This is a genomic window from Serratia sp. TSA_105.2, assembly GCF_052692115.1.
The window spans coordinates 48,018-71,155 of the sequence record NZ_JBQZFT010000012.1; the positions used below are offsets into that span (position 1 = coordinate 48,018).

Annotated in this window: 23 protein-coding genes and 1 riboswitch; of the genes, 15 read left to right on the top strand and 8 right to left on the bottom strand. The window is 58.5% G+C overall.

All coding sequences use genetic code 11. The features are described from left to right. Window positions 1–246 precede the first annotated feature (246 nt). The 5 genes from mdtH to ACUTSC_RS22605 all read left to right on the top strand — a co-directional run bounded on the left by mdtH (window position 247) and on the right by ACUTSC_RS22605 (window position 4,941). The gene (mdtH, locus tag ACUTSC_RS22585; RefSeq protein WP_038877106.1) at window positions 247–1,452 is read left to right on the top strand and encodes a multidrug efflux MFS transporter MdtH; all 1,206 of its coding nucleotides are present in this window, start codon (window positions 247–249) and stop codon (window positions 1,450–1,452) included. A gap of 73 nt (window positions 1,453–1,525) precedes the next feature. Continuing rightward, the gene (locus ACUTSC_RS22590; protein WP_033647664.1) at window positions 1,526–1,774 is read left to right on the top strand and encodes a hypothetical protein; all 249 of its coding nucleotides are present in this window, start codon (window positions 1,526–1,528) and stop codon (window positions 1,772–1,774) included. Window positions 1,775–1,901: 127 nt separating this feature from the next. Continuing rightward, window positions 1,902–2,549: a glutaredoxin 2 gene (grxB, locus tag ACUTSC_RS22595; protein WP_033647667.1), complete on the top strand. Its 648-nt coding sequence runs from the start codon at window positions 1,902–1,904 to the stop codon at window positions 2,547–2,549. Window positions 2,550–2,584: 35 nt separating this feature from the next. Beyond that, window positions 2,585–4,225 (top strand): AarF/UbiB family protein, encoded by a 1,641-nt coding sequence (locus ACUTSC_RS22600; RefSeq protein WP_197767863.1) that lies wholly within the window; start codon window positions 2,585–2,587, stop codon window positions 4,223–4,225. A 152-nt stretch (window positions 4,226–4,377) separates the two neighbouring features. Next, a complete protein-coding gene (locus ACUTSC_RS22605; protein ID WP_004927555.1) occupies window positions 4,378–4,941 on the top strand; it encodes a lipoprotein in 564 nt (187 codons plus the stop codon). Window positions 4,942–4,997: 56 nt separating this feature from the next. Here the strand turns inward: ACUTSC_RS22605 and yebF are convergent, their stop codons facing one another. The 5 genes from yebF to cspE form a co-directional block, all read right to left on the bottom strand. Next, window positions 4,998–5,357, bottom strand: a complete 360-nt coding sequence (yebF, locus tag ACUTSC_RS22610) for a protein YebF (RefSeq protein WP_043147583.1) — start codon at window positions 5,355–5,357, stop codon at window positions 4,998–5,000. 70 nt (window positions 5,358–5,427) lie between these two features. Continuing rightward, complete coding sequence (gene yqfB, locus ACUTSC_RS22615) at window positions 5,428–5,736, bottom strand: N(4)-acetylcytidine aminohydrolase (RefSeq protein WP_004927562.1); 309 nt, start codon at window positions 5,734–5,736, stop codon at window positions 5,428–5,430. A gap of 39 nt (window positions 5,737–5,775) precedes the next feature. Beyond that, window positions 5,776–6,099: a YebG family protein gene (locus ACUTSC_RS22620; RefSeq protein ID WP_033647671.1), complete on the bottom strand. Its 324-nt coding sequence runs from the start codon at window positions 6,097–6,099 to the stop codon at window positions 5,776–5,778. Window positions 6,100–6,187: 88 nt separating this feature from the next. Next, window positions 6,188–7,570, bottom strand: a complete 1,383-nt coding sequence (dbpA, locus tag ACUTSC_RS22625; RefSeq protein ID WP_197767864.1) for an ATP-dependent RNA helicase DbpA — start codon at window positions 7,568–7,570, stop codon at window positions 6,188–6,190. A 147-nt stretch (window positions 7,571–7,717) separates the two neighbouring features. Continuing rightward, window positions 7,718–7,927 carry a transcription antiterminator/RNA stability regulator CspE gene (cspE, locus tag ACUTSC_RS22630; RefSeq protein WP_004927572.1) on the bottom strand — a complete coding sequence of 70 codons (210 nt, stop codon included), beginning with the start codon at window positions 7,925–7,927 and terminating at the stop codon, window positions 7,718–7,720. A 246-nt stretch (window positions 7,928–8,173) separates the two neighbouring features. Between cspE and purT the strand changes: the two genes are divergently transcribed. Further along, window positions 8,174–9,352: a formate-dependent phosphoribosylglycinamide formyltransferase gene (purT, locus tag ACUTSC_RS22635; RefSeq protein ID WP_197767865.1), complete on the top strand. Its 1,179-nt coding sequence runs from the start codon at window positions 8,174–8,176 to the stop codon at window positions 9,350–9,352. A 34-nt stretch (window positions 9,353–9,386) separates the two neighbouring features. On the opposite strand, the gene ACUTSC_RS22640 is transcribed toward purT, so the two are convergent. Together ACUTSC_RS22640 and ACUTSC_RS22645 are read right to left on the bottom strand one after the other, a co-directional pair. Then, on the bottom strand, window positions 9,387–9,632 hold the full coding sequence (locus tag ACUTSC_RS22640) for a YoaH family protein (protein ID WP_063990176.1): 246 nt from the start codon (window positions 9,630–9,632) through the stop codon (window positions 9,387–9,389). Between the two features lie 70 nt (window positions 9,633–9,702). Next, a complete protein-coding gene (locus tag ACUTSC_RS22645) occupies window positions 9,703–10,704 on the bottom strand; it encodes a glycosyltransferase (RefSeq protein ID WP_197767866.1) in 1,002 nt (333 codons plus the stop codon). 521 nt (window positions 10,705–11,225) lie between these two features. Between ACUTSC_RS22645 and pabB the strand changes: the two genes are divergently transcribed. The 4 genes from pabB (at window position 11,226) to ACUTSC_RS22665 (ending at window position 16,839) form a co-directional block, all read left to right on the top strand. Continuing rightward, the gene (gene pabB / locus ACUTSC_RS22650) at window positions 11,226–12,599 is read left to right on the top strand and encodes an aminodeoxychorismate synthase component 1 (RefSeq protein WP_445653551.1); all 1,374 of its coding nucleotides are present in this window, start codon (window positions 11,226–11,228) and stop codon (window positions 12,597–12,599) included. After that, entirely contained in the window at window positions 12,596–13,174 is a 579-nt protein-coding gene (locus tag ACUTSC_RS22655) for a CoA pyrophosphatase (protein WP_142110044.1), read from the top strand. The genes pabB and ACUTSC_RS22655 overlap by 4 nt, the downstream gene beginning before the upstream one ends. A gap of 446 nt (window positions 13,175–13,620) precedes the next feature. Continuing rightward, window positions 13,621–14,985 carry an L-serine ammonia-lyase gene (sdaA, locus tag ACUTSC_RS22660; protein WP_445653552.1) on the top strand — a complete coding sequence of 455 codons (1,365 nt, stop codon included), beginning with the start codon at window positions 13,621–13,623 and terminating at the stop codon, window positions 14,983–14,985. Window positions 14,986–15,252: 267 nt separating this feature from the next. After that, window positions 15,253–16,839, top strand: a complete 1,587-nt coding sequence (locus ACUTSC_RS22665; RefSeq protein WP_197773349.1) for an EAL domain-containing protein — start codon at window positions 15,253–15,255, stop codon at window positions 16,837–16,839. Between the two features lie 16 nt (window positions 16,840–16,855). Here ACUTSC_RS22665 and ACUTSC_RS22670 read toward each other — a convergent pair whose 3' ends face one another. Next, entirely contained in the window at window positions 16,856–18,400 is a 1,545-nt protein-coding gene (locus ACUTSC_RS22670) for a TerC family protein (RefSeq protein ID WP_197767868.1), read from the bottom strand. 562 nt (window positions 18,401–18,962) lie between these two features. Between ACUTSC_RS22670 and manX the strand changes: the two genes are divergently transcribed. The 5 genes from manX to mntP all read left to right on the top strand — a co-directional run bounded on the left by manX (window position 18,963) and on the right by mntP (window position 23,133). Continuing rightward, a complete protein-coding gene (gene manX, locus ACUTSC_RS22675; protein ID WP_445653553.1) occupies window positions 18,963–19,922 on the top strand; it encodes a PTS mannose transporter subunit IIAB in 960 nt (319 codons plus the stop codon). 56 nt (window positions 19,923–19,978) lie between these two features. Beyond that, window positions 19,979–20,779, top strand: coding sequence for a PTS mannose/fructose/sorbose transporter subunit IIC (locus ACUTSC_RS22680; RefSeq protein WP_033634888.1), 801 nt, complete (start codon window positions 19,979–19,981; stop codon window positions 20,777–20,779). Window positions 20,780–20,794: 15 nt separating this feature from the next. After that, on the top strand, window positions 20,795–21,637 hold the full coding sequence (locus ACUTSC_RS22685; RefSeq protein WP_033634889.1) for a PTS mannose transporter subunit IID: 843 nt from the start codon (window positions 20,795–20,797) through the stop codon (window positions 21,635–21,637). Window positions 21,638–21,691: 54 nt separating this feature from the next. Beyond that, the gene (locus tag ACUTSC_RS22690; RefSeq protein WP_197767870.1) at window positions 21,692–22,150 is read left to right on the top strand and encodes a DUF986 family protein; all 459 of its coding nucleotides are present in this window, start codon (window positions 21,692–21,694) and stop codon (window positions 22,148–22,150) included. 218 nt (window positions 22,151–22,368) lie between these two features. Then, a riboswitch (yybP-ykoY riboswitch) is annotated at window positions 22,369–22,552 on the top strand. 11 nt (window positions 22,553–22,563) lie between these two features. After that, window positions 22,564–23,133, top strand: coding sequence for a manganese efflux pump MntP (gene mntP / locus ACUTSC_RS22695; RefSeq protein ID WP_164113109.1), 570 nt, complete (start codon window positions 22,564–22,566; stop codon window positions 23,131–23,133). Window positions 23,134–23,138 lie beyond the last annotated feature (5 nt).

Genomic DNA, 23,138 nt, shown 5'->3' on the forward strand with positions numbered 1-23,138 from the left:
CAATAGCACCGCAGAACTGCACTTCCCTGCATTCAATATAACCGTAGCCCGCCCCCGAGGTAAAATACCGGCCGCTCAGTAAATCGCCGAATACGCGTTTTACGGCGTTTTTCCGCCAATTTTGCTGCTCAGGTAACACCTTGACGATAAAAAAATATTATCTATGCCTCCCCTGTCGCCGTACGGGAATTGGGTAGAGAATGGAACGGCTGTCTCTCCTTCTTTCTTGATTGCTCATGGTGAAGCATGTCTCTGGTGTCGCAAGCGCGCAGCTTGGGTAAATATTTTCTGTTGCTCGATAATCTGCTGGTGGTTTTAGGCTTCTTTGTCGTTTTTCCGCTTATTTCGATCCGCTTTGTCGATCAATTAGGATGGGCGGCGCTGATCGTCGGCATCGCACTGGGTTTGCGCCAGCTGTTGCAACAAGGGCTCGGCATCTTTGGCGGCGCCATCGCCGATCGCTTCGGCGCCAAGCCGATGATCGTCACCGGCATGTTGCTGCGCGCCGCCGGTTTCGCCACCATGGCGATGGCCGATGAACCCTGGATCCTGTGGTTCTCTTGTGCCCTGTCCGCCCTCGGCGGCACGTTATTCGATCCGCCGCGCACCGCTTTGGTGATCAAACTGACCCGTCCGCACGAGCGCGGCCGTTTTTTCTCGCTGCTGATGATGCAGGATAGCGCCGGAGCGGTGGTCGGCGCGCTGATCGGCAGTTGGCTGCTGCAGTACGATTTCCACTTTGTCTGCTGGGTTGGGGCGGCGATCTTCGTGCTGGCCGCCGGCTGGAACGCCTGGCTACTGCCGGCTTACCGCATCTCTACCGTGCGCATACCGATGAAGGAAGGCATGCTGCGGGTCCTGCGCGATCGCCGCTTCCTCACCTATGTCCTGACGCTGACCGGTTATTACATGTTAGCGGTACAGGTGATGCTGATGATGCCGATCGTGGTCAACGAAATCGCCGGTTCACCGGCGGCGGTGAAATGGATGTATGCGATTGAAGCAGCGCTGTCGCTATCGCTGCTCTATCCGCTGGCGCGTTGGGGAGAAAAACACTTCCGGCTTGAGCAGCGCCTGATGGCGGGCCTGTTGCTGATGACGCTCAGCCTGCTGCCGATCGGTCTCGCCACCAGTTTGCAGGGCGTGTTCACGCTGATCTGTTGCTTCTATCTGGGATCGATCATCGCCGAACCGGCGCGCGAAACGCTGAGCGCTTCGCTGGCCGATCCGCGTGCGCGCGGCAGCTATATGGGCTTTAGCCGCCTGGGCCTGGCGCTGGGCGGCGCGTTGGGTTATACCGGCGGCGGTTGGATGTACGATACCGGGCGGACGATGAACATGCCGGAGCTACCCTGGTTGCTGCTGGGGGCAGTGGGCTTCGCTACGTTGCTGGCGCTGTACTGGCAGTTCAGCCCGCGGCGCAGTGCGTCGATGCTGCTTCCCGGCGGTTAACGCCATAGAAATCCGGCCGAATCGGCAACAGCTGCTATCCTGTTAGTAAAAACACCCACAGGAGCCCGTCGGCATGAGCGAAGAAGCAAAATTACCGCAACTACTCGAACATATGATACTGAACTTGCGCATGATTTATGCGCGTTCCACCTTGGTGGAAAAGGCACTGGCCCATATCCTCGCCAGCGACGCCGGCCTGAAAAACGATATTATCAAACAGCTGCAGGTCGTCACCGCCACCAACGAACGTGACAGAATCGACCTCGAAGAAGCTCGCAATCACCTGATCGATGTGCTCAACTCAGTACCGGCCAAGAAATAACGCCTCCTAGCCCGCGCCGGCGCGCGGGCAATATCGCAATAACGCACCATCCAACACACGCACGTCAAGACAGCCTCGATAAGCTGTGGTAACTATTGCTGTTAAAACCTGACAACCCGGAGCAAGCATGAAACTGTTCATTTACGATCATTGCCCATTCTGCGTTAAAGCCCGCATGATTTTTGGCCTGAAACGTCTGCCGATTCGCCTGGTCACATTGCTCAACGACGATGAGACGACCCCGTTCAACCTGATCGGCCAAAAAATGGTGCCTATCCTGGTCAAAGACAACGGCGATGCGATGCCGGAAAGCCTGGATATCGTGCGCTATGTCGACAACCTTGACGACAAACCGGTGCTGACCGGCCGCACCAACCCGGCCATTGCCGAGTGGCTGCAGCGGGTCGGCGGTTACAGCGCAAAATTGCTGTTGCCGCGTATTGCGCATGCCGATTTCGAAGAGTTTGCCACCGACAGCGCCCGCCGTTACTTTATCGATAAAAAGCAGGCGTCTATCGGCGATTTTGCCGAGCATCTCGCCAACAGTGCCGATCTGATCGCCGAACTGGAAGCCGACCTGCAAACGCTGTCGCCGCTGATCGCCTCCGCCGACGCGGTGAACGGCGAACTGTCCGAGGACGATATCCACCTGTTCCCGCTGCTGCGCTCATTGTCGATCGTCGCCGGCGTTGCGCTGCCGGATAACGTGGAAGCCTACCGCAACCGCATGGCGCAGCGCAGCGAGGTGCCGTTGCTGCTGGATATGGAACAATAACGTTCAAGAATGACAAATAAGGATATGGCGTACTGATGTTGAAAATGGTGCTCGCCACCGCTCGCGATCGGGCGCGGCTGAAGGAAATTACCTCCGTTCTGATTCGTTATGGCCTGCAAGACGTTCTGCGTCTGCTGGGCCTGGGGGCTTTGCTGCGCGGCGCCCGCGCTGAATCCGCCCAACAGGACGCACAAACCCTGCCTGAGCGGCTGCGCGAAGCGCTCGAGGCGCTGGGCCCTACCTTCGTCAAATTCGGTCAGATCCTGGCCACGCGTTCCGACCTGCTGGATCCGGCCTGGACCGACGAACTGGATCGTCTGCACAGCCGGGCAGCGGTGTTGCCATGGGAAACGCTGGCGCCGCAGATCGTTGCCGACCTGGGCGGCGAGCCCGAGCGGCTGTTCGCAGAATTCGATCGTACGCCGCTGGCGGCGGCGTCGATGGCGCAAATCTACCGCGCACGCCTGCACAGCGGCGAACAGGTCGTGGTCAAAGTGCTGCGGCCCGGCCTGGCGAAAACCATCCACGCCGATCTGCGGCTGCTGGCCTCGCTGGCGGAAACCGTGGAGCAGCAGAGCCCCGCGCTGGCGCGCTATCGGCCGCGGCAGATGGTCAGAGCGCTGGCGACGGCGCTCAATCATGAACTGGATTTGACCCACGAAGGGCATAACTGCGACCGCGTCGCCGGGATGTTTGCGCGTCAACCTGACGTCGTCGTGCCGAAAATCTATTGGCAATGGTCTTCCCCGCGCCTGTTAGTGCAGGAATACTTGCCCGGCACCGCGCCGGAAAACCCTCAGCAGCTGGCGGCAGCGGGCTTTGACGGCCCACTGCTGGCGCAACGCGGCGCCCGCGCCTTTATGAGCATGGTACTGGAGCATCGGCTGTATCACGCCGATCCCCACCCCGGCAACGTCATGGCGCTGAGCGGTGACCGCGTCGGCTTTATCGACTTCGGCATGGTGGGCCAGCTGTCCGAGCGGCGACGCAATCAGTTGCTCCTGCTGCTGCAGGCCATCGCCGATCGTCAGTCCGAAGGCATCGTCAACACGCTGATCGCCTGGTCGGACAGCGAACCGCTGGATCTGATGGATCTGGAGCTGGCGGCGCAAAACTTCCTCGACAAACAGGCCGCCGCCACCCTGACCTTGGGCAAGGCCCTGACCGATCTGCTGGTGATGGCGCGTGAACACCAGCTGGCGCTGCCGCCCGATCTGGTGCTGCTGTTCAAGGCGTTAATCACCGCCGACGGCGTGCTGCACCGATTGGATCCGGCCTTTGACATCGTGGCCACGCTCAAACCGATGCTGCAACAAACCGTGCTGCAACGCTATGCACCCGCTGCCGTGCGCCAGCGGTTGTTGGCCCTGGGCGGGGAAGCGCTCGACGCCGGAGAGGAGCTGCCGCAAACCCTGCGGCTATTGGTTCGCCGCCTAAAACGCGGGCGGCTCAATGCCGATATCAACGTCAGTAATCTTGGCCAGTTGAGCAAAGCGCTGGAACGCGCCGCCGTTACCCTGGCTATCGCCATCGTCACCGCCGCTTTTGCCCTGGGGCTGGCGCCTTATCTGATGCATTCGTCGCTGCGGCTGTGGGGCATTCCGCTGTTCCCGCTGTTGGGGGGCGCAGCCTGCCTGGCCGGCGTGGTGCTCTTGGCGCTGCGATTGCGGCGCTGACGCTTTCGGCGTTATCCGATAGGTGTCGCCCGCTTTTGCGCGCACTATCCTCTGCACATCGCCTTCTGCCGTTTTCACGCGCAGGTGGAACGTTTATAATGATTAATCAATTATCTGCAGCACTTTTCGCCAGCAGTCGCAATGAGGCATTAATGAAGAAGATCCTGATGGGCGCAGCCGCCCTGCTGTTCGCCGGCGTATTGGCCGGTTGCAATCAACTGACCCAGTACACTCTGAGCGAGCAGGAAGTGAATGATTACCTGCAAAAACACAACGACTATCAGAAGCAGATCGGCGTGCCCGGCCTGGTGGACGCCAACATCGTGCTGACGCAGCTGCAAAGCCAGATCGGCCGCAGCGAGCCGGGTAAAGTCACCCTTTCCGGCGACGCCAAGGTCAACATCACGTCGATTCTCGGCCCGCAGGCGGCGGATCTGAAACTGACGCTGAAAGCGCAGCCGGTGTACGACCGTGCACAGGGCGCCATTTATCTGAAAGACATGGAACTGACCGATTACAGCGTGCAGCCGGAAAAAATGCAGACGGTGATGAAAGCGCTGACGCCATATCTGAACCAGTCGCTGAAGTCTTATTTCGACCAAAAGCCGGCTTATGTGCTGAATCCTGACAACAGCAAAACCGAAGCGCTGGCGAAAAAACTGGCGAAGGGATTGGAAGTGAAACCGGGTGAGTTGGTGATACCGTTTAGCGACTGACCGCGTCTTGATGCATCAAGCCCGCCGCCAGGCGGGCTTTTTATTGCGGAAAACGATTACTGCGGCGCGCTGTAGGCGATCTCGCCGGTGTTGCAGTTGAGCGTCACATTGTAGGTTTTATCCACTTTGGTGCCACGCACCGTCAGCGGCACCTGCCATACCTGCTCCTTGCCGGTGATGGCATCCGGGCTGACCCAGGCGATCGGGGTAGCGGTGCCCAGCAGTTTTTTGTCCGCCTCCCAGCGCGTAATGCGATTCTGCAAGAAATCACGCTTGACCTGGGCGGCGATATCCGCCGGCTGCAGACCGGCACACTGCCCCACCTTGGCGGTGCGTTGCTCTTGATCCTGCGCCCACACCGCAGTCGATGCTCCCATCATGGCCAACAAGGCGATAGCCAAACCCGTTTTTTTCATATGTCCTCCCGTTGTGATTAGCGCTATCCGGGCGCCCATCCCTGGCTCACAACAGGGTTTCGGCAAAGAGTTACCGTTTGACGAACTCGATGACAAACAGCGCATCCAGGCCCGGATAGATTTCCTTGATCACCTGCTTCAGCTCGCCCAGCGACATGTTCTCCTGCTGTGCGTGGCGCTCGGTCAGCGCATCCAGGCGCACCGGCGTTACCGACAGCACTTCGATAAAGCAGAAAAACACGCCGTCTTCATTGCGGCTTACGCGCAATACCTCGCCCGGTTCGAAGTGCGACTCACTGGCATCCCGAATGGTGATGGTTTTGCGCCCGGCCAGAATGTCTTGCTCAAAGCGGCTGAAGAAAGTTATTTCACGGCTCATTTTAGATCCTTTTTCATCACAACACCGCAACATAAGTCATTATGCCGCTTGCTTTTCTGACGTAGATCCCTCTTTTGAGTTAGAGACCGTTTTTTTCGCTTTCGCTTCCGTCGGTTTTTTGCCGGTTTCCGCCGGCGATGCGCCGCGCAGAATCAGGCCCAGCGCATCCTTATTCTCTGCCAGGAAGAAGCTCAGCCCTTCGCGCTGTTCATCGTCCAGGTTCAGCGGCGCCTGTTGCAGCCACTCTCCGAGGTTATCCGCCAAATCCAGCATTTTGTCGTAGGCGTCGGCTTCTTTCTTGCTCGCGAAAGTCATTTTTTCCTCACCGTTTCTCACCACCACATATTTAACTTCAACCGCCATGCGTGCGTCCTCAAATACTCAAATACCTGTAAATACATACAGTATAAATAGATAATGGCGGGAAGGCAAACCGCCGCCCGCCTTCGGCTTATTTCAGCAGCCGCACCTTGCAGCTCTTGCCTTTGATTTTGCCCTGCTGCAGCTGCTGCAGCGCCTTGCGCGCGCTGGCTTTACGGATCGCGACGTAGGCGTGCACCGGGAACATGTCGATCTTGCCCACTTCCGCCGCCGTCAGCCCGGCATCGCCGGTCAGCGCGCCAAGGATATCGCCGGGGCGGATCTTCGCCTTGCGGCCGCCGTCGATGCACAGCGTTACCATCTCCGCCTCCAGCGAGCCGTTGGCGGCCCCGCTCAACTCGGACACCGGCGCCCAATCTACGGCCATCTGCAGGTAGTCTTCAATCGCATGCGCCCGCGCCATTTCCTGCGGCGTGCACAGGCTGATCGCCAGCCCGCTCATGCCGGCGCGCCCGGTACGACCGATACGGTGCACATGCACTTCGGGATCGAACGCCAGTTCGTAGTTAACCACCAGCTCCAGTTCTTTGATGTCCAGCCCGCGAGCGGCGACGTCGGTCGCCACCAACACCCGGCAACTGCGGTTGGCGAAGCGCACCAACACCTGGTCGCGATCGCGCTGCTCCAGATCGCCATGCAGCGCCAGTGCGCTGATGCCGCGGGCCTCCAGGGCCTCAAGCACCGTTTGACAATCGCGTTTGGTATTGCAGAACACCACGCAGGACGCGGGTTGATGATAACGAATGGCCGACACCAGCAGCGCCGGGCGCTGATCGCGCGTGGTTTCATAGAAGCGTTGTTCGATGGCGGTCTGCGCTTCGTCATCGTCCACTTCGACGCTCAGCGGCTGGCGCTGAACGCGATCGCTGATGCGTTCGATGCCCGCCGGGTAGGTGGCGGAAAACAGCAGCGTCTGACGCTGCGGCGGCGTGTAGCTGATCACATCGTCGATGTCGTCGGCGAAGCCCATGTCCAGCATGCGATCGGCCTCATCCAGCACCAGCACCTTCAGCTCGTCCAGCAGCAGCGTTTTCTTGCGCAGATGCTCCTGAATGCGTCCCGGCGTCCCCACCACGATATGTGGCGCGTGCACCAGCGAATCGAGCTGTGGCCCCATCGGTTGGCCGCCGCACAGCGTCAGGATTTTGATGTTTTGCGTGAAACGCGCCAGGCGACGCAGCTCTTTGCTCACCTGATCGGCCAACTCACGGGTGGGACAGAGCACCAGCGCCTGCGTGGCGACCTGAGCAACGACGATGTTATTCAGCAGACCAATGCCGAATGCCGCCGTTTTACCACTGCCGGTTTTCGCCTTGGCGCGCACGTCTCTCCCTTGCAGGATGGCGGGCAACGCGGCGGCCTGCACCGGCGTCATTTTGGCGTACCCCAGTTCGTTGAGGTTAGCCAACTGTTCGGCTGGCAGAGGCAGGGAAGAAAAAGAAACTGTGCTCACGGCGATAACTCTTATATGACGAATGGAATGGCGGCGCGCCCGCAGGTTGGCGCCGAATCAGCGCTAAATGATAACAGAGATGGGCGGCGTTACGGGGTGCGAGCATAAAAAAACCCGCCGGCGGCGGGTTTCTCGGCGGCTTAGTCGTTAAATAGCAACGACGTTGGCTGCGGCAGGGCCACGTTGGCTGTCCTGGATGGAGAACTCAACCTGCTGGCCTTCAGCCAGGGTCTTGAAACCATCGCTAACGATAGCGGAAAAATGAACGAAAACGTCTTTAGAACCGTCGGCAGGCGTGATAAAGCCGAAGCCTTTGCTTTCGTTGAACCATTTTACGTGACCAGTGATCTTGCTCATTTGTGTTTCCTTTACTTGATAAACCTGCCTTGACGGCACGAGACGCGAAAACCTTGCTATATGTAGGCCTTCTTTCGCCGTCGCTTATTAACGCACAATCGCCCATACAGGGCAAATATTTCTGCTTGTTATAAAAACAGTAAGTTAGCAACAAACTTGGCGCGGCGGCTGTGCACGCAATCGTTTTCGTATATACTGCCCGCCGATCATCAATCCGCTTACTTTCACCGATCCAGGTACGAAACTATGTTAACGATTGGAACTGCCCTGCGCCCTTCCGCCACCCGCGTTATGTTGCTCGGCTCCGGGGAGCTGGGTAAAGAAGTCGCCATTGAATGCCAGCGCCTCGGCCTGGAAGTGATCGCCGTCGATCGCTACCCCGACGCCCCCGCCATGCATGTGGCGCACCGCAGCCACGTCATCAATATGCTGGACGGTGACGCGCTGAAAGCCGTGATCGAACAAGAGCGGCCGGACTATATCGTTCCCGAAATCGAAGCGATCGCTACCGCCATGCTGGTCGAACTTGAACGCCAGGGCCACCGCGTAGTGCCCTGCGCCGAAGCCACGCGCCTGACCATGAACCGTGAAGGCATCCGCCGTCTGGCGGCGGAAGAGCTTGACCTGCCCACCTCCAGCTACCGCTTTGCCGACAGCGAGGCAACTTTCCGGCTGGCGGTCGAGCACATCGGCTACCCGTGCATCGTCAAACCGGTGATGAGTTCTTCCGGCAAAGGACAGAGCCTGATCCGCTCGCCTGAGCAACTGCAAAGCGCCTGGGATTACGCGCAACAGGGCGGACGCGCCGGCGGCGGCCGGGTGATCGTCGAAGGGCTGGTAAGGTTTGATTTTGAAATTACGTTGCTGACCATCAGCGCCGTGGACGGCGTGCATTTCTGCGAGCCGATCGGCCATCGTCAGGAGGATGGGGACTATCGCGAATCCTGGCAGCCGCAACTGATGTCGGCGACGGCGTTGAGCCGTGCTCAGACTATCGCGGAGAAGGTGGTGAAAGCCCTGGGCGGTTTCGGCCTGTTCGGCGTGGAGCTGTTCGTCTGTGGCGACGAAGTGATCTTCAGCGAGGTGTCACCGCGCCCGCACGATACCGGCATGGTCACGTTGATCTCACAGGATCTGTCCGAGTTCGCTCTGCACGTTCGCGCATTTCTCGGGTTGCCGATCGGCGCCATCCGTCAGTTCGGCCCTTCCGCTTCGGCGGTGATCCTGCCACAGCTCACCAGCAGCGATGTGCGCTTCAGCGGCCTGGGAAACGCGCTGCGCGGGCACAACCAGCTGCGCCTGTTCGGCAAACCGGAGATCGCCGGGCAGCGTCGCCTGGGCGTAGCGCTGGCGACGGCGAGCACGACGGAACAGGCGGTGGAGCAAGCGAAACAAGCCGCCGCCGCCGTGGCGGTCAACGGCTGATACTCACGGGGCCGCTTACGCGGCCCCGATAACGTCAATAGTCTTCGTCATCTTCAGCATCGTCATCCCGCGACGCCTCCGGTGCGGCCTCATGCTGCTCGTCTTCATCATCCTCATCGAACAGTACCGCAACCTGAGCGCCCTGATGCTTCTCGCGAATTTCCTGCGCAACGCGAGCAATGGCTTCACCGCTGCTCATGCCCTGCTCCATCAGTTGATGGATACGATCCGCCGCTTCCTGCTGCTCCGCGTGACTCAGTAATGGCATACCTGCATGCATGTGTCGTTCTCTCCGGCAAAAGGGAGAAGGAGTATACGCGCTAACGCGGCGGATCCCAACGTCTTGTGCCTCAGACCGGTTGCGAGCAGCCGCTATCGCTGCGCCACTGCTTCAGCCGATGCCGCCACAGCATGACGTGCCACCCCTGTTTCAGGCCGCGCGCATTGGCGAACATCGCTCTGTCGATGCCTCGCTGATAGAACTCTTCGGTGATTTGACTCTGGGCAGCCGGATCCGGCTCACGACGAATGCTGTGGCAAATGCCCAGCGCTTCGCGGGTGATTTGCCAATGGAAAGCCGGGCGAATGGCGACAGTGCCCGCATAGCGCCGGTTGAGCCGCTCCAACATTTCGACGATTTTCATATAGTGGCGTTGATAATCCACGTTCGCCTTGCCGGTGCGACGACGGTTGCTGATCGACTTGTCGTGTACCCGTTGGCGGTACAGCGGCGTACTTAAATATTTGACCCGTTGGGCATTAAACATGACTTCCGTCGTCCAGGGAATATCCTGATGATGTAATCCCGGCTCGAAATAAAGCCGATGCTGGCGAATAAAGTCGAGGCGATATATTGCCAGCCATACAACGTGAATAAACTTTCGCGATTTCAGCGCACGTTCAAACCACTGTACGCCGGTGATAACGTCGGTGGTCTGTAAGCGACCCTGTGGAAAAATCGGCTGCAATTCGTCTTGGCGGGTGAAATAGCGCTCGCCATTGCATTGCATTACGTCTAATTGGTGGTGCTCCGCCTGTTCCAACAGCGTGGAATACATGTCCGGCGCCAGCAAATCGTCGGCATCGGGAAACGCCACGTATTTGCCCCGGGCAACGGCGAGCCCGGCATTACGCGCGTTAGAAACGCCGGCGTTAGCCTGATCGATCACACGAATATGCGGATGCACCGCCGCGTAACGGTGCGCTATCTCCCCCGAACCGTCGGTGGAACCATCGTTGACGATGATCACCTCCAACCGTTGCTCGCGCTGGGCCAGCAGCGAAGCCAGGAAAGGCTCCAATAACTCCCCCGCATTGTGCATCGGGACGATCACGCTCAGCATTAACGACATAGGCAGCTCTTCAATGATAATGTAACAAAATAATAATTTTATTTTTCTAAAAGACTCATTCGGTTCGGCGCACGCTTGAAATAGGCGTGAAACCTCTAAATTGCCGCAGTGGCAATGGGGCCGAACCTGGCTTTCTTTTTCAAACCAGCGCCGGAAAAGCGCTGAGTAATTAATCCATTAATTCCAAAGGGCGGCGACGCTGGCTAAAATCAGGCAACGCCACGCCGCTCCCGCATCTAATAACAAGCAGAAATAATAAATTTATGAAATCAACGAATCTTTTTTATATCTCTCGGGTCTTGCGCCCTCGATAAATAGGTTTCCAGTGCATTTGACGTTAAATTTTTAACATATCGAAGTATAATCAATGGCGCAAAAAATGCCTTATTTCAGGTTTATTGAACTGCCGTTTATGTGAACTGTGCTTCATGTCGCGCATGGCAAAACATGCATGACGTGACCGTCTATGGCACACTAGCTGCCAGATATCGCCGTCCTCACAGCCAGGTTTATTGACGTTCATGAGCGTAACCGCCCCAAACATAAAATCTTTGCCCTACAGCCGCGATGCCCTGATGACGCTCTTCGCCCCGCTTTCAGCGCAGCCCTGGGCGATGCTGCTGCATTCGGGCTTCGCCGACCATTCGCATAACCGCTTCGACATCTTGGTCGCGCAGCCGCGCGTTACGCTCACCACTCAGGGTGCCAGCACGAAAATCGAAAGTGACGGCGTCACTATTCAGTCGCAGGAAGATCCGTTCTCCCTGCTGCAGCAACAATTGTCGGCGCAAGGCTGGCAGCCGGCGTTTAACCCAGATCTGCCGTTTCAGGGCGGTGCCCTGGGGCTGTTCGGCTACGATCTCGGGCGCCGGGTGGAAACCTTGCCGCAGTTGGCCGAAGCCGACCTCGCTTTGCCGGACATGGCGGTCGGCATTTATGACTGGGCAGCGATCGCCGACCACCATTTGCAGACCCTGACGCTGATCAGCTATGGCGACGTAGAACAGCGCTGGCGTTGGCTCAATAGCCAAACCGCGCCGACGGAACGCCCTTTCACGCTGCTGAGCGACTGGCGTGCCAATATGAGCCGGCGGCAATACGGCGAGAAGTTCCAACGTATTCAGCACTACCTGCGCAGCGGCGACTGTTACCAGATTAATCTGGCACAGCGATTCTCCGCCGACTACCAGGGGGACGAATGGCAGGCGTTTTGCCGATTGAGCGCCAGCAACCGCGCGCCGTTCTCGGCCTTCCTGCGGCTGCCGCACAACAGCGTGCTGAGCGTCTCTCCCGAGCGCTTCCTCTGGCTGGAGCAGCAGCGTATCCAAACCCGCCCGATCAAGGGCACGCTGCCGCGGCTGGCGGACGCAGAACAAGACGCCGCACAGGCTCGCCGTTTAGCCGATTCGCCCAAGGACCGCGCTGAAAATCTGATGATCGTCGATCTGCTGCGCAACGATATCGGCCGCGTCGCCCAACCTGGCAGCGTACGGGTGCCGGAACTGTTTGCCGTGGAGCCGTTTCCCGCCGTGCATCACCTGGTGAGCACCATCACCGCGACCCTGCCGGCGTATACCTCGGCGGCCGAACTGCTGCGCGCCTGCTTCCCCGGTGGGTCGATCACCGGCGCGCCCAAGGTGCGAGCGATGGAAATCATCGAAGAGCTGGAGCCGCAGCGCCGCAATGCCTATTGCGGCAGCATCGGATACCTGAGCGCCTGCGGCACGATGGACACCAATATCACCATCCGCACGCTCGTCACCGAAAACGGCCGCATCCACTGCTCCGCCGGCGGCGGCATCGTGGCGGACAGCCAGGAGCAGGCGGAATACCAGGAAACCTTCGACAAGGTTGGTCGTATTTTGCCGCAGCTTGGGGAGTATGCCCTGTCGTGATCCCATCAAACTCGCCGGCCTCGCTGCACGCCTTTATCAGCCGTTTTCAACTGCAGCTGCCGCAGGCGGCGCAGATCTCGCACAATGTGCGCCCGGCGGCGGTGCTGATCCCAATCGTCTGCCGAGCCGAGCCGACGCTGCTGTTGACCCGCCGCGCCGACTCGCTGCGCAAACATGCCGGTCAAGTGGCCTTCCCCGGCGGTAAAACCGATGCCGAAGACGGATCGGCGATCGTCACGGCGCTGCGAGAAGCACAGGAAGAGGTGGCGATACCGCCGCAAGCGGTGACCGTTCTCGGCCAAATGGCGCCGCTCGACAGCAGCACCGGATTTCAGGTTACCCCTATCGTCGGCCTCATCCCGCCGGACGTGCAGTTCCGCGCCAATGAGGGCGAAGTGGCGGACGTGTTCGAGATGCCCCTGCGGGAAGCGCTGACCCTGTCGCGTTACTACCCGCTGGATATTCATCGCGCCGGCCATACGCACCGCATTTACCTCTCCTGGTATCACAGCCAGTTTATCTGGGGGCTGACCGCCGCCATCATTCGCCGCCTGGCGCAGCAGGTCAGTATTTAACCCGTATTGCGTGATCTGACTCGCAATCTGGCATGGCCGTCGGCGTCCGCTGCAGGTAAAGCGATCGAAATCACTTCATTTGTTCGCTTTTTCAACTACCGTTCCGGTTGAATGGTTTTAAAAAAACTGTAAACCCTCTCTTAAACCTTACGAAATACCTGTAAAATACCACCGTCCGAGATAAACCACTGTAGAAACAGGGATTAAGCCGGCGGCGTTCAGCACGGAAGGCTGGCGCGATTACCGTTAATGGAACTTGGGCGAAAGCGGATACCCCGCTTAAGGGTTCACCCCGGGTAATCAGTAAAAAAAGCGACACCACGGATTATTTAATTTCATGCGAAAAAGGCAGCCGAACCCGCACGGCCCTTTTACAATATCGCTGTTCCCTGCGCGGTTTTTAACCGCTGCAGCCATAACAATACGTCTCTTTAAGGAGTTTTAGCGTGATTAGCGTTTTCGACATGTTTAAGATCGGCATCGGCCCGTCCAGCTCTCATACGGTTGGACCGATGAAAGCCGGCAAACAGTTTGTCGACGATCTGGTAAATAAAGGCCTGATGCCTTCTATCACGCGTGTTGCCGTAGACGTTTACGGCTCACTCTCATTGACCGGTAAAGGTCACCATACCGATATCGCCATCATTCTCGGCCTGGCCGGCAACATGCCGGACACCGTCGATATCGATAGCATTCCGGGTTTTATTCGCGATGTAGAACAACGTCAACGCCTGATGCTGGCCAACGGCCTGCATGAAGTCGATTTCCCACGCGACGGCGGCATGGTCTTCCGCAGCGACAACCTGCCGCTGCACGAAAACGGCATGCAGATCCACGCCTTCGCCGGCGATAAAGAAGTGTACAGCAAGACCTATTACTCTATCGGCGGCGGTTTTATCGTCGACGAGGAGAACTTCGGTAAGGACGCCGAGCAAGAGCTGCAAATGCCCTATCCGTTCAACTCCGCGCGCGAAATGCTCGATCACTGCCGCGAGACCGGGTTGTCGCTGTCCGGTATGGTGATGCAGAACGAACTGGCGCTGCACAGCAAGCAAGAGATCGAGACCTACTTCGGCAACGTCTGGCAAACCATGCGCGCCTGTATCGATCGCGGTCTGAACACCGAAGGCGTGCTCCCGGGGCCGCTGCGCGTACCGCGCCGTGCCTCCGCGTTGCGCCGCATGCTGGTGGCGTCGGATAAACTGTCCAACGATCCGATGAACGTGATCGACTGGGTCAACATGTTCGCGCTGGCGGTTAACGAAGAGAACGCCGCCGGCGGCCGCGTGGTCACCGCACCGACCAACGGCGCCTGCGGCATCGTGCCTGCGGTGCTGGCTTACTACGATCACTTCATCGAGTCCGCCAGCCCGGATATCTACATCCGTTACTTTATGGCGGCAGGCGCCATCGGCGCGTTGTACAAGATGAATGCTTCCATTTCCGGCGCCGAAGTCGGCTGTCAGGGCGAAGTCGGCGTGGCCTGCTCCATGGCGGCAGCCGGCCTGGCCGAACTGCTGGGCGGCAGCCCTGAGCAGGTATGCGTGGCGGCGGAAATCGGCATGGAACACAACCTGGGGCTGACCTGCGACCCGGTCGCGGGCCAGGTACAGGTGCCGTGCATCGAGCGCAACGCCATCGCCTCGGTCAAGGCGATCAACGCCGCCCGCATGGCGCTGCGCCGCACCAGCGAACCGCGCGTTTCGCTGGATAAGGTGATCGAGACCATGTACGAAACCGGCAAAGACATGAACGCCAAGTACCGGGAAACGTCACGCGGTGGCCTGGCAATCAAGGTGCAATGCGACTGACAGACAACCCCGCCGCCGGCGGGGTTTTTTATGGATAATCAATTCATTGCCCCTCTTTAGTGACAATGTCACCAGAAAATATCCTGCATTTTTCTCATCGATCCGACGGTTAACCTGCAAATTGGCCTTCTGTTTTACCAAACTGAAATAATTTACTGAGTTACCATCAATCTTGTATAACCTCAGGCTAGAATTAGCCGAGCGCAACTTAAGGAGCTATGGCCTGACTGTGACTCGGAGCTGGATTACCGAACAAGGATTTACCGGATGTTGATGACCCACCTCGCCGCGTCCCGATATCGTTACTACCGTTGGCTGCTGGCCGGAGCGGTGGGCGCGGCTATTCTGTTGGTATCGCTGTATACCCGTTACTATCAAGAGGTCAAAAGCATCGAGCTGAGCCAACAGACATTGGCCACCCGAACCGTCGGCAAGCTCAACCAGTTGCTGACGCCGGCGCAGCTGCAGGCGGAACGCAGCATGGACATGCTGGACCAACCCTGCGAGAACGTCTCATCGACCCTGCGCTTTCGCGCCGCGCAAAATCAGGCGTTGCGCGCCATGTTGCTGGTAAAAAACGGCATTATTTACTGCTCCAGCCTGTTTGGCGCCCGTCATTATCAGCTGGCCGCGGTGATGCCCACCTTCGTCAACAGCGACGCCAGGCTGGCGCTGCGCCCCTCGCTGGCGGTCAGCAAAGGCCTGCCCACGCTGGTGATGTGGACGCCATCCCCCCGCGATAACACCAGCGGCGTGCTGCACGTATTCAATATCGAGCTGCTGTCCAACTTTTTACTCGAGCCGCAGGAGCCTTACGTTCAGCGCGTGGTGCTGAACGTAGCCGACAGCAGCCTGGAATACGGCCGACGCGAAATCCTGAGCCGTGACACCCTGACCAACGATCTGCGCTACACCGCCGGCTCTGCGCTGTATCCGTTCTCGATTTCTCTGTTCGGCCCGCAGATCGGCATGCTGGCACTTTCCGCACTGCCGCGCCATATTCCGCTGGCGCTGCTGATCAGTCTGTTGGCGGCCTATGTGGTCTATCTGCTCACCGCCAACCGCATGAGCCTGTCTTACCACATCGGCCATGCCATCACTCATCGCGAGTTCCGCGTCTACTGCCAGCCGATCATCCACAGCGACACCGGGCGCTGCGCCGGCGTCGAGATGCTGCTGCGTTGGAAAAAGAAGCGACAAGGATGGATCTCGCCTGACGTGTTTATTCCATTGGCCGAGCAGCATGACCTCATCATTCCGCTCACCCGCTATTTGATGAACACCGTGACGGAAAATCTGCAGCTGTTCCCGCCACGACCGTCGTTCTACATCAGCATTAACGTCGCCGCCGAGCATTTTAAAACGCTCAACATCATCGACGATATCCGCCAGATTTGGCTGCCGGCGCACCCGATGCCCTCTCTGATGCTTGAGCTGACCGAACGCACCGCGCTGTCGGCGATCCAGTATGACCAGATTCGCACGCTGAAAGACATGGGGATCATGCTGGCCATCGACGATTTCGGCACCGGCCACAGCTCGCTGAGCTACCTGAAAAACCTCAGCCCGGACGTGTTGAAGATCGATCGCGGGTTTACCGCCGCCATCGGCACCGACGCGGTCAACGCCACGGTGACCGACACCATCATTACGCTGGCGCAGCGGCTGAAGCTGAAACTGGTGGCAGAGGGGGTGGAAACGGAAGAACAGGCCGACTATCTGCGCGCACGCGAGGTCAATGCCCTGCAGGGGTATTATTTCGCCAAGCCGATGCCGATCCACGTTTTCCCGCTGTGGTTGCAGCAGTACGAATCGCGCGTCAGGAAAGCGGAAGAGGATCCGCCGGAGGCCTGAGCCCCCGGCGGGAGGGTTACGCGTGCGCCGTCTCGTCCAGGGCGACGCGGGTAACGCGCACCAGTTCGATACGGTATTCGGACACCTCAACGATATCGAAACGCAGGTGGTTCAGCTCGATGGTGTCCCCCACCACCGGCATCTGGCCATAGTGGGCCAACAGCAGCCCCGCCAGGGTAGCGTAATCGGCGGTGGGGCTGACCAGGTCATCGCAGACCAGCGCCTGTTCCAGCGAGTGCAGATCGGTTCCGCCCTTCACCAGCCAGCCGTCGCCTTCCGCCACGATGTCCGGCGTTTCATCCTCGTCCGGGAATTCACCGGCAATCGCTTCCAGCACGTCCAGCGGCGTCACCAGCCCCTGCACGACGCCGAACTCGTTGGTGACGACCACCAAACGTCCTTTGGCGCGGCGCAGCACCGCCAGCAGCTTGATGACGTCCATGGTTTCCGGCACCACGATCGGCGGCGTACGGGCGGCGAACTCGGCGATATCCTCCCCTTGCTCCAGCGCCACCAGCAGATCCTTGGCGCGTACCACGCCGACGATCTCATCCACCGAGTCGCGACACACCGGGAACAGGCTGTGCGGCGTATCCAGCAGCTGTGCGCGTACCTCCTCGCGGGAGCGCTCGCAGTCGACCCAGGAAATGTCGGTGCGCGGCGTCATCACGCTGCGCAATGAACGCGAGGCCAGCGTCAACACGCCGCTGATCATATAGCGCTCTTCCGCCGCAAAGGTTTCATCCCTTGGCAAGGCGACCTCATCGTCCGTCTGCTGTGTACGCTGCTGCCCCATCAGGCGCATGATCGCTTCCGCGGTGCGCTCGCGCATCGGGCGGCGCGCTTGATGCTTGATGAAGTTGCGACGCGCGATCTGGTTGAACAATTCAATCAGGATCGAGAAGCCGATAGCCGCATACAGGTAGCCTTTAGGAATGTGCAAGCCGAAGCCTTCGGCGATCAGGCTCAAACCGATCATCAACAGGAAGCTCAGGCACAGCACCACGATGGTCGGATGCGCGTTGACGAAGTTGGTCAACGGCTTCGACGCCAACAGCATCACCGCCATCGCGATCACCACCGCCGCCATCATCACCGGCAGATCGTTCACCATACCCACGGCGGTAATCACCGCATCGAGCGAGAACACGGCGTCAAGGATCACGATCTGCACCACCACCGCCCAGAACTTGGCGTAACCGCGATTGGCGCCGTCCTGGTGCGTCTGCCCTTCCAGTCGTTCATGCAGCTCCATGGTGGCCTTGAACAGCAGGAACACCCCGCCGAACAGCAGGATCAAATCGCGGCCGGAGAAGCTGAAATCGCCGACGCTGAACAGCGGCGTGGTCAGGGTCACCATCCAGGAGATAACAGACAGCAGGCCCAAACGCATCAGCAATGCCAGCGACAGGCCAATGATGCGCGCCTTATCGCGCTGCTTCGGCGGCAGTTTGTCGGCCAGAATGGCAATGAACACCAGGTTGTCGATGCCCAGCACGATTTCCAGCACCACCAGCGTAAGCAACCCCGCCCAAATAGAGGGGTCCATTAAAAATTCCATATCAGACTCCAGCGAAAAGTGGGAATGCGCGCACGCCGCGCAGACGTGACGATGCCGCCGCTGCGTGGGCGCAGTCGACACTAGCAAAGTGACGGAATGGGGTTACCGGGAGATGGCCGAAGGGCCGAACAGCATATGCAATGCCAGCAGGTGGCGGATGAAACCTGGAAAAACAGTAACTTCGGTGACAGTCCATAGGGAGGGCTGAGGCCCTTCACTCCTTAGTGATGAAAGAAGAAATTACTGTATCAGGATTTTTCTGGGGGACAAAGCGCCTTTTTCAACGGCGGTTTAGCATGGCGCTACGACATATCGTCTGTGACAGCTAAGATTTCTCCGAGCATTCAATAGCAGAGCAGCGTCACAAAAAATATTTTTTCACTCACTAAAATAAATCTCGCGTTCGTGAAGCATCACGCACAGGCACTTGAAACTGCGTGAGAAATGTTAGGCGTGCGTTTCTTTTTTTCTACCATAATGTATCTGAACCGCGGAAGTGACTGCCAAGACGGCGCGGAGAAACGACACAAACCGCGTCTGGAGTTCAACGAGGAGGTAGCGAGTGGCAATAGCTATTATCATCGGCACACACGGGGCTGCAGCGGAACAACTGCTGAAAACGGCGGAGATGCTATTGGGCGAGCAGGACAACGTCGCCTTTATAGACTTCGTTCCCGGTGAGAATGCCGAAACGTTAATCGTCAAGTACAACGAAAAAATCAGTGGGTTGGATACCAGCGGCGGCGTGCTGTTCCTGGTGGATACCTGGGGCGGCAGCCCGTTCAACGCCGCCAGCCGCATTGCGGTCGACAAAGAAAACTATGAGGTCGTCACCGGGGTCAACATCCCGATGCTGGTGGAAACCTTCATGGCGCGGGACGATAACCCCGCTTTCGATGAACTGGTGGCGCTGGCGTTGGAAACCGGCCGAGAAGGCGTGAAGGCGCTGAAAAAACCGCAGGAAGAATCCGCAAAACCCGCAGCACCCGTCGCCAAAGCCGCTGCCCCTCAGGCGCCGCTGGGGCCGAACGACCACATGAAAATCGGCCTGGCGCGCATCGATGACCGCTTGATTCACGGCCAGGTCGCCACCCGCTGGACCAAAGAGACCAACGTCAGCCGCATTATCGTCGTCAGCGATGAAGTCGCCGCCGACCATGTGCGCAAAACTCTGCTGACCCAGGTCGCCCCGCCGGGCGTCACCGCTCACGTGGTGGACGTGGCGAAGGCCATCCGCGTGTGGAACAACCCGAAATACTCCAACGACCGCGTGATGCTGCTGTTTACCAACCCGACCGACGTCCTGCGCCTGGTGGAAGGCGGCGTGGATATTCAATCCGTCAATATCGGCGGCATGGCGTTCCGTCAGGGGAAAACCCAGGTGAACAACGCCGTTTCCGTCGATGAAAAAGATATCGAAGCGTTTAAGAAACTGAACGATCGCGGTATCGAGCTGGAGGTGCGTAAGGTCTCGTCCGACAGCCGGCTAAAAATGATGGACCTGATTAACAAACTCAATTAGTGGCGCCAGCCGCTGATTATTTTACTCAGAGCTTTTTTGGTCATAGGAGAAGTGCAATGGAGATCACCACTCTTCAGATTGTGCTGATATTTATCGTTGCCTGTATCGCCGGGATGGGTTCCGTCCTCGACGAGTTTCAGTTCCACCGTCCGCTGGTCGCCTGTACCCTGATCGGCTTCATTCTCGGCGATATGAAAACCGGCATCATTATCGGCGGTACGCTGGAAATGATCGCCCTGGGCTGGATGAACATCGGTGCGGCAGTCGCGCCGGATGCCGCCCTGGCGTCCATCATCTCGACCATTCTGGTCATCGCCGGCGGGCAAAGCGTCGGCGCCGGTATCGCCCTGGCCATTCCGTTGGCGGCGGCCGGCCAGGTGTTGACCATCATCGTGCGTACCCTCACCGTGGCCTTCCAGCACGCGGCGGACAGCGCGGCGGAACGCGGCAGCCTGCGCGCCATCACCTGGATCCACATCGGCGCCCTGCTGCTGCAGGCGATGCGTATCGCCATCCCGGCGGTCATCGTCGCCATCTCGGTTGGCACCGCCGGGGTACACGCCCTGCTCAACTCGATCCCGGAAGTGGTCACCAGCGGCCTGAACATCGCCGGCGGCATGATCGTGGTGGTCGGTTACGCGATGGTGATTAACATGATGCGCGCCGGCTACCTGATGCCGTTCTTCTACCTGGGTTTCGTGACCGCCGCCTTCACCAACTTCAACCTGGTGGCGCTCGGCGTCATCGGCGTGGTGATGGCCGTGCTGTACATCCAGCTCAGCCCGAAATACAACAAGTCTCAGGTTGTCCAGGCCGGCCCGGCTAATGCGAACGATCTCGATAACGAACTCGACTAGGAATAGGTGAGAGAAATGGTTGATACAACTGCTCAAAAGAAACTCACGCCGGCCGATATTCGCGGCGTATTCCTGCGCTCCAACCTGTTCCAGGGTTCGTGGAACTTCGAGCGCATGCAGGCGCTGGGTTTTTGCTTCTCGATGGTCCCGGTGATCCGTCGCCTGTATCCGGAAAACAATGACGATCGCAAACAGGCGATCAAGCGCCACCTCGAGTTCTTCAACACCCACCCTTACGTGGCGGCGCCGGTGCTCGGCGTGACCATGGCAATGGAAGAGCAACGCGCCAACGGCGCGCCGATCGACGACGGCGCGATCAACGGCATCAAGGTCGGTCTGATGGGGCCATTGGCGGGCGTCGGTGACCCGATCTTCTGGGGCACCGTGCGGCCGGTATTCGCCGCGCTCGGCGCCGGCATCGCCATGAGCGGCAGCCTGCTCGGGCCGATCCTGTTCTTCGTGCTGTTCAACCTGGTGCGCCTGTTGACCCGCTACTACGGCGTGGCCTACGGTTACCGTAAAGGGGTGGATATCGTCAACGACATGGGCGGCGGCTTCCTGCAGAAATTGACGGAAGGGGCGTCCATTCTCGGCCTGTTTGTCATGGGCGCGTTGGTCAACAAGTGGACGCACGTGAATATCCCGCTGGTGGTGTCCAAGATCACCGACCAGACCGGGCATACCAACGTCACCACGGTGCAGACCATCCTCGACCAGCTGATGCCGGGCCTGGTGCCGTTGCTGCTGACCTTCGCCTGTATGTGGCTGCTGCGTAAAAAAGTCAATGCGCTGTGGATCATCATCGGCTTCTTCGTCATCGGTATCTTTGGCTATTGGATTGGCCTGCTGGGCCTGTAATCGTTCGAAACGGCCGGGGGGCAACCCCCGGCTTTTTTATGTGTGGAGCAAGAGATGTCACTGACCGACGCCGTACTGATGCTGTTTATCGCCCTGCTGTTGCTGTATTCGCTGTACGACGAATTTGGCATGGATCTGCTGAAAGGCAAAACGCGGCTCAAAGTGCCGCTCAAACGCCGTAACCGCCTCGACAGCCTGATTTTCGTCGGCCTGATCGTCATTCTGATTTACCGCAATGTCACCGACAATGGTGCGGTATTAACCACCTATCTGCTTATTTCTTTGGCGCTGCTCGCTATCTATGTTTCTTATATTCGCGCTCCCAAGATGGTGTTTAAAACGCACGGATTTTTCTTCGCCAATGTGTTTGTCGAATATAACCGCATTAAATCCATGAATTTATCGGAGGATGGCATTCTGGCCGTCGACCTGGAACAGCGCCGGCTGTTGGTTCAGGTGACGCACCTGGACGACCTAGAGAAGATTTACCACTTTTTCATTGATAATCAGTAAATAAAGAAAAAACCATTTTACTTTCGCTCAAACCTTGCGCTGCTTGTGGATAATTAATCGGCAGCGCCATTTCCTTTCTGACTATTATTTCTGCAACATTGTTACCCACGTCTACATTATATTCCCATATCAACTTGGATTAATGAAAACGAGTCTCAATTAAGAGCGAACATGACTCCAGAATAAAGTTGTCGGTGGCGGAAATAATATGGTATGGTTGCGCCGTCATTGGGGAGTAGCCGGTTTCTGGAGAATAAAACGCCAGAAACGCCCGTATCAACATACTCGTTTCGCCGTATGAAACGTGGTGCGGGCAGCCAGGTAAGGTTGGCGAGACCATAGACACGTAACTCCGTCGTTAGGTTGGGGGTGGGTTACGTGTATATGGAGCCACCCGGCCGAGGCTATTTCACATGAACCTTTCAGCTACACTCATTCTCGCTTTCGGCATGTCCATGGATGCTTTCGCCGCTTCGATCGGCAAAGGTGCCAGCCTGCATCAACCCCGTTTCCGCGAAGCGATCCGTACCGGCCTGATCTTCGGCGTGGTCGAAGCGATCACCCCGCTTATCGGTTGGGCCATCGGTCTGTTCGCCAGCCAATACATCATGGAATGGGACCACTGGGTCGCCTTTTCCCTGCTGTTCATTCTCGGCATGCGCATGATCGTCGAAGGGGTGCGCAACAGGCCCGATGAGGAAGAGAAGGTCAAACGCCACGGCTTCTGGATCTTGGTGGCCACCGCTATCGCCACCAGCCTCGACGCTATGGCTATCGGCGTCGGCCTGGCCTTCCTGCAGGTCAATATCGTGCATACCGCCATGGCCATCGGCTGCGCCACCATGATCATGGCGACGCTGGGCATGATGATTGGCCGCTTTATCGGCCCGCTGCTGGGCAAACGCGCCGAGATCCTCGGCGGCGTGGTGCTGATAGGTATCGGCATCAACATTCTGCTGGAGCATCTCGGCTACCTGGCCTGAGGCGC

Coding starts and splice junctions, on each gene's coding strand:
- pabB (WP_445653551.1), top strand. CDS start 11,226: ATGAGCGTAACCGCCCCAAACATAAAATCTTTGCCCTACAGCCGCGAT.
- ACUTSC_RS22645 (WP_197767866.1), bottom strand. CDS start 10,704: ATGTCGTTAATGCTGAGCGTGATCGTCCCGATGCACAATGCGGGGGAG.
- mntP (WP_164113109.1), top strand. CDS start 22,564: ATGAACCTTTCAGCTACACTCATTCTCGCTTTCGGCATGTCCATGGAT.
- ACUTSC_RS22670 (WP_197767868.1), bottom strand. CDS start 18,400: ATGGAATTTTTAATGGACCCCTCTATTTGGGCGGGGTTGCTTACGCTG.
- ACUTSC_RS22605 (WP_004927555.1), top strand. CDS start 4,378: ATGAAGAAGATCCTGATGGGCGCAGCCGCCCTGCTGTTCGCCGGCGTA.
- ACUTSC_RS22640 (WP_063990176.1), bottom strand. CDS start 9,632: ATGCATGCAGGTATGCCATTACTGAGTCACGCGGAGCAGCAGGAAGCG.
- ACUTSC_RS22620 (WP_033647671.1), bottom strand. CDS start 6,099: ATGGCGGTTGAAGTTAAATATGTGGTGGTGAGAAACGGTGAGGAAAAA.
- ACUTSC_RS22690 (WP_197767870.1), top strand. CDS start 21,692: ATGTCACTGACCGACGCCGTACTGATGCTGTTTATCGCCCTGCTGTTG.
- purT (WP_197767865.1), top strand. CDS start 8,174: ATGTTAACGATTGGAACTGCCCTGCGCCCTTCCGCCACCCGCGTTATG.
- ACUTSC_RS22590 (WP_033647664.1), top strand. CDS start 1,526: ATGAGCGAAGAAGCAAAATTACCGCAACTACTCGAACATATGATACTG.
- grxB (WP_033647667.1), top strand. CDS start 1,902: ATGAAACTGTTCATTTACGATCATTGCCCATTCTGCGTTAAAGCCCGC.
- yebF (WP_043147583.1), bottom strand. CDS start 5,357: ATGAAAAAAACGGGTTTGGCTATCGCCTTGTTGGCCATGATGGGAGCA.
- ACUTSC_RS22665 (WP_197773349.1), top strand. CDS start 15,253: ATGTTGATGACCCACCTCGCCGCGTCCCGATATCGTTACTACCGTTGG.
- ACUTSC_RS22685 (WP_033634889.1), top strand. CDS start 20,795: ATGGTTGATACAACTGCTCAAAAGAAACTCACGCCGGCCGATATTCGC.
- cspE (WP_004927572.1), bottom strand. CDS start 7,927: ATGAGCAAGATCACTGGTCACGTAAAATGGTTCAACGAAAGCAAAGGC.
- ACUTSC_RS22680 (WP_033634888.1), top strand. CDS start 19,979: ATGGAGATCACCACTCTTCAGATTGTGCTGATATTTATCGTTGCCTGT.
- ACUTSC_RS22600 (WP_197767863.1), top strand. CDS start 2,585: ATGTTGAAAATGGTGCTCGCCACCGCTCGCGATCGGGCGCGGCTGAAG.
- mdtH (WP_038877106.1), top strand. CDS start 247: ATGTCTCTGGTGTCGCAAGCGCGCAGCTTGGGTAAATATTTTCTGTTG.
- yqfB (WP_004927562.1), bottom strand. CDS start 5,736: ATGAGCCGTGAAATAACTTTCTTCAGCCGCTTTGAGCAAGACATTCTG.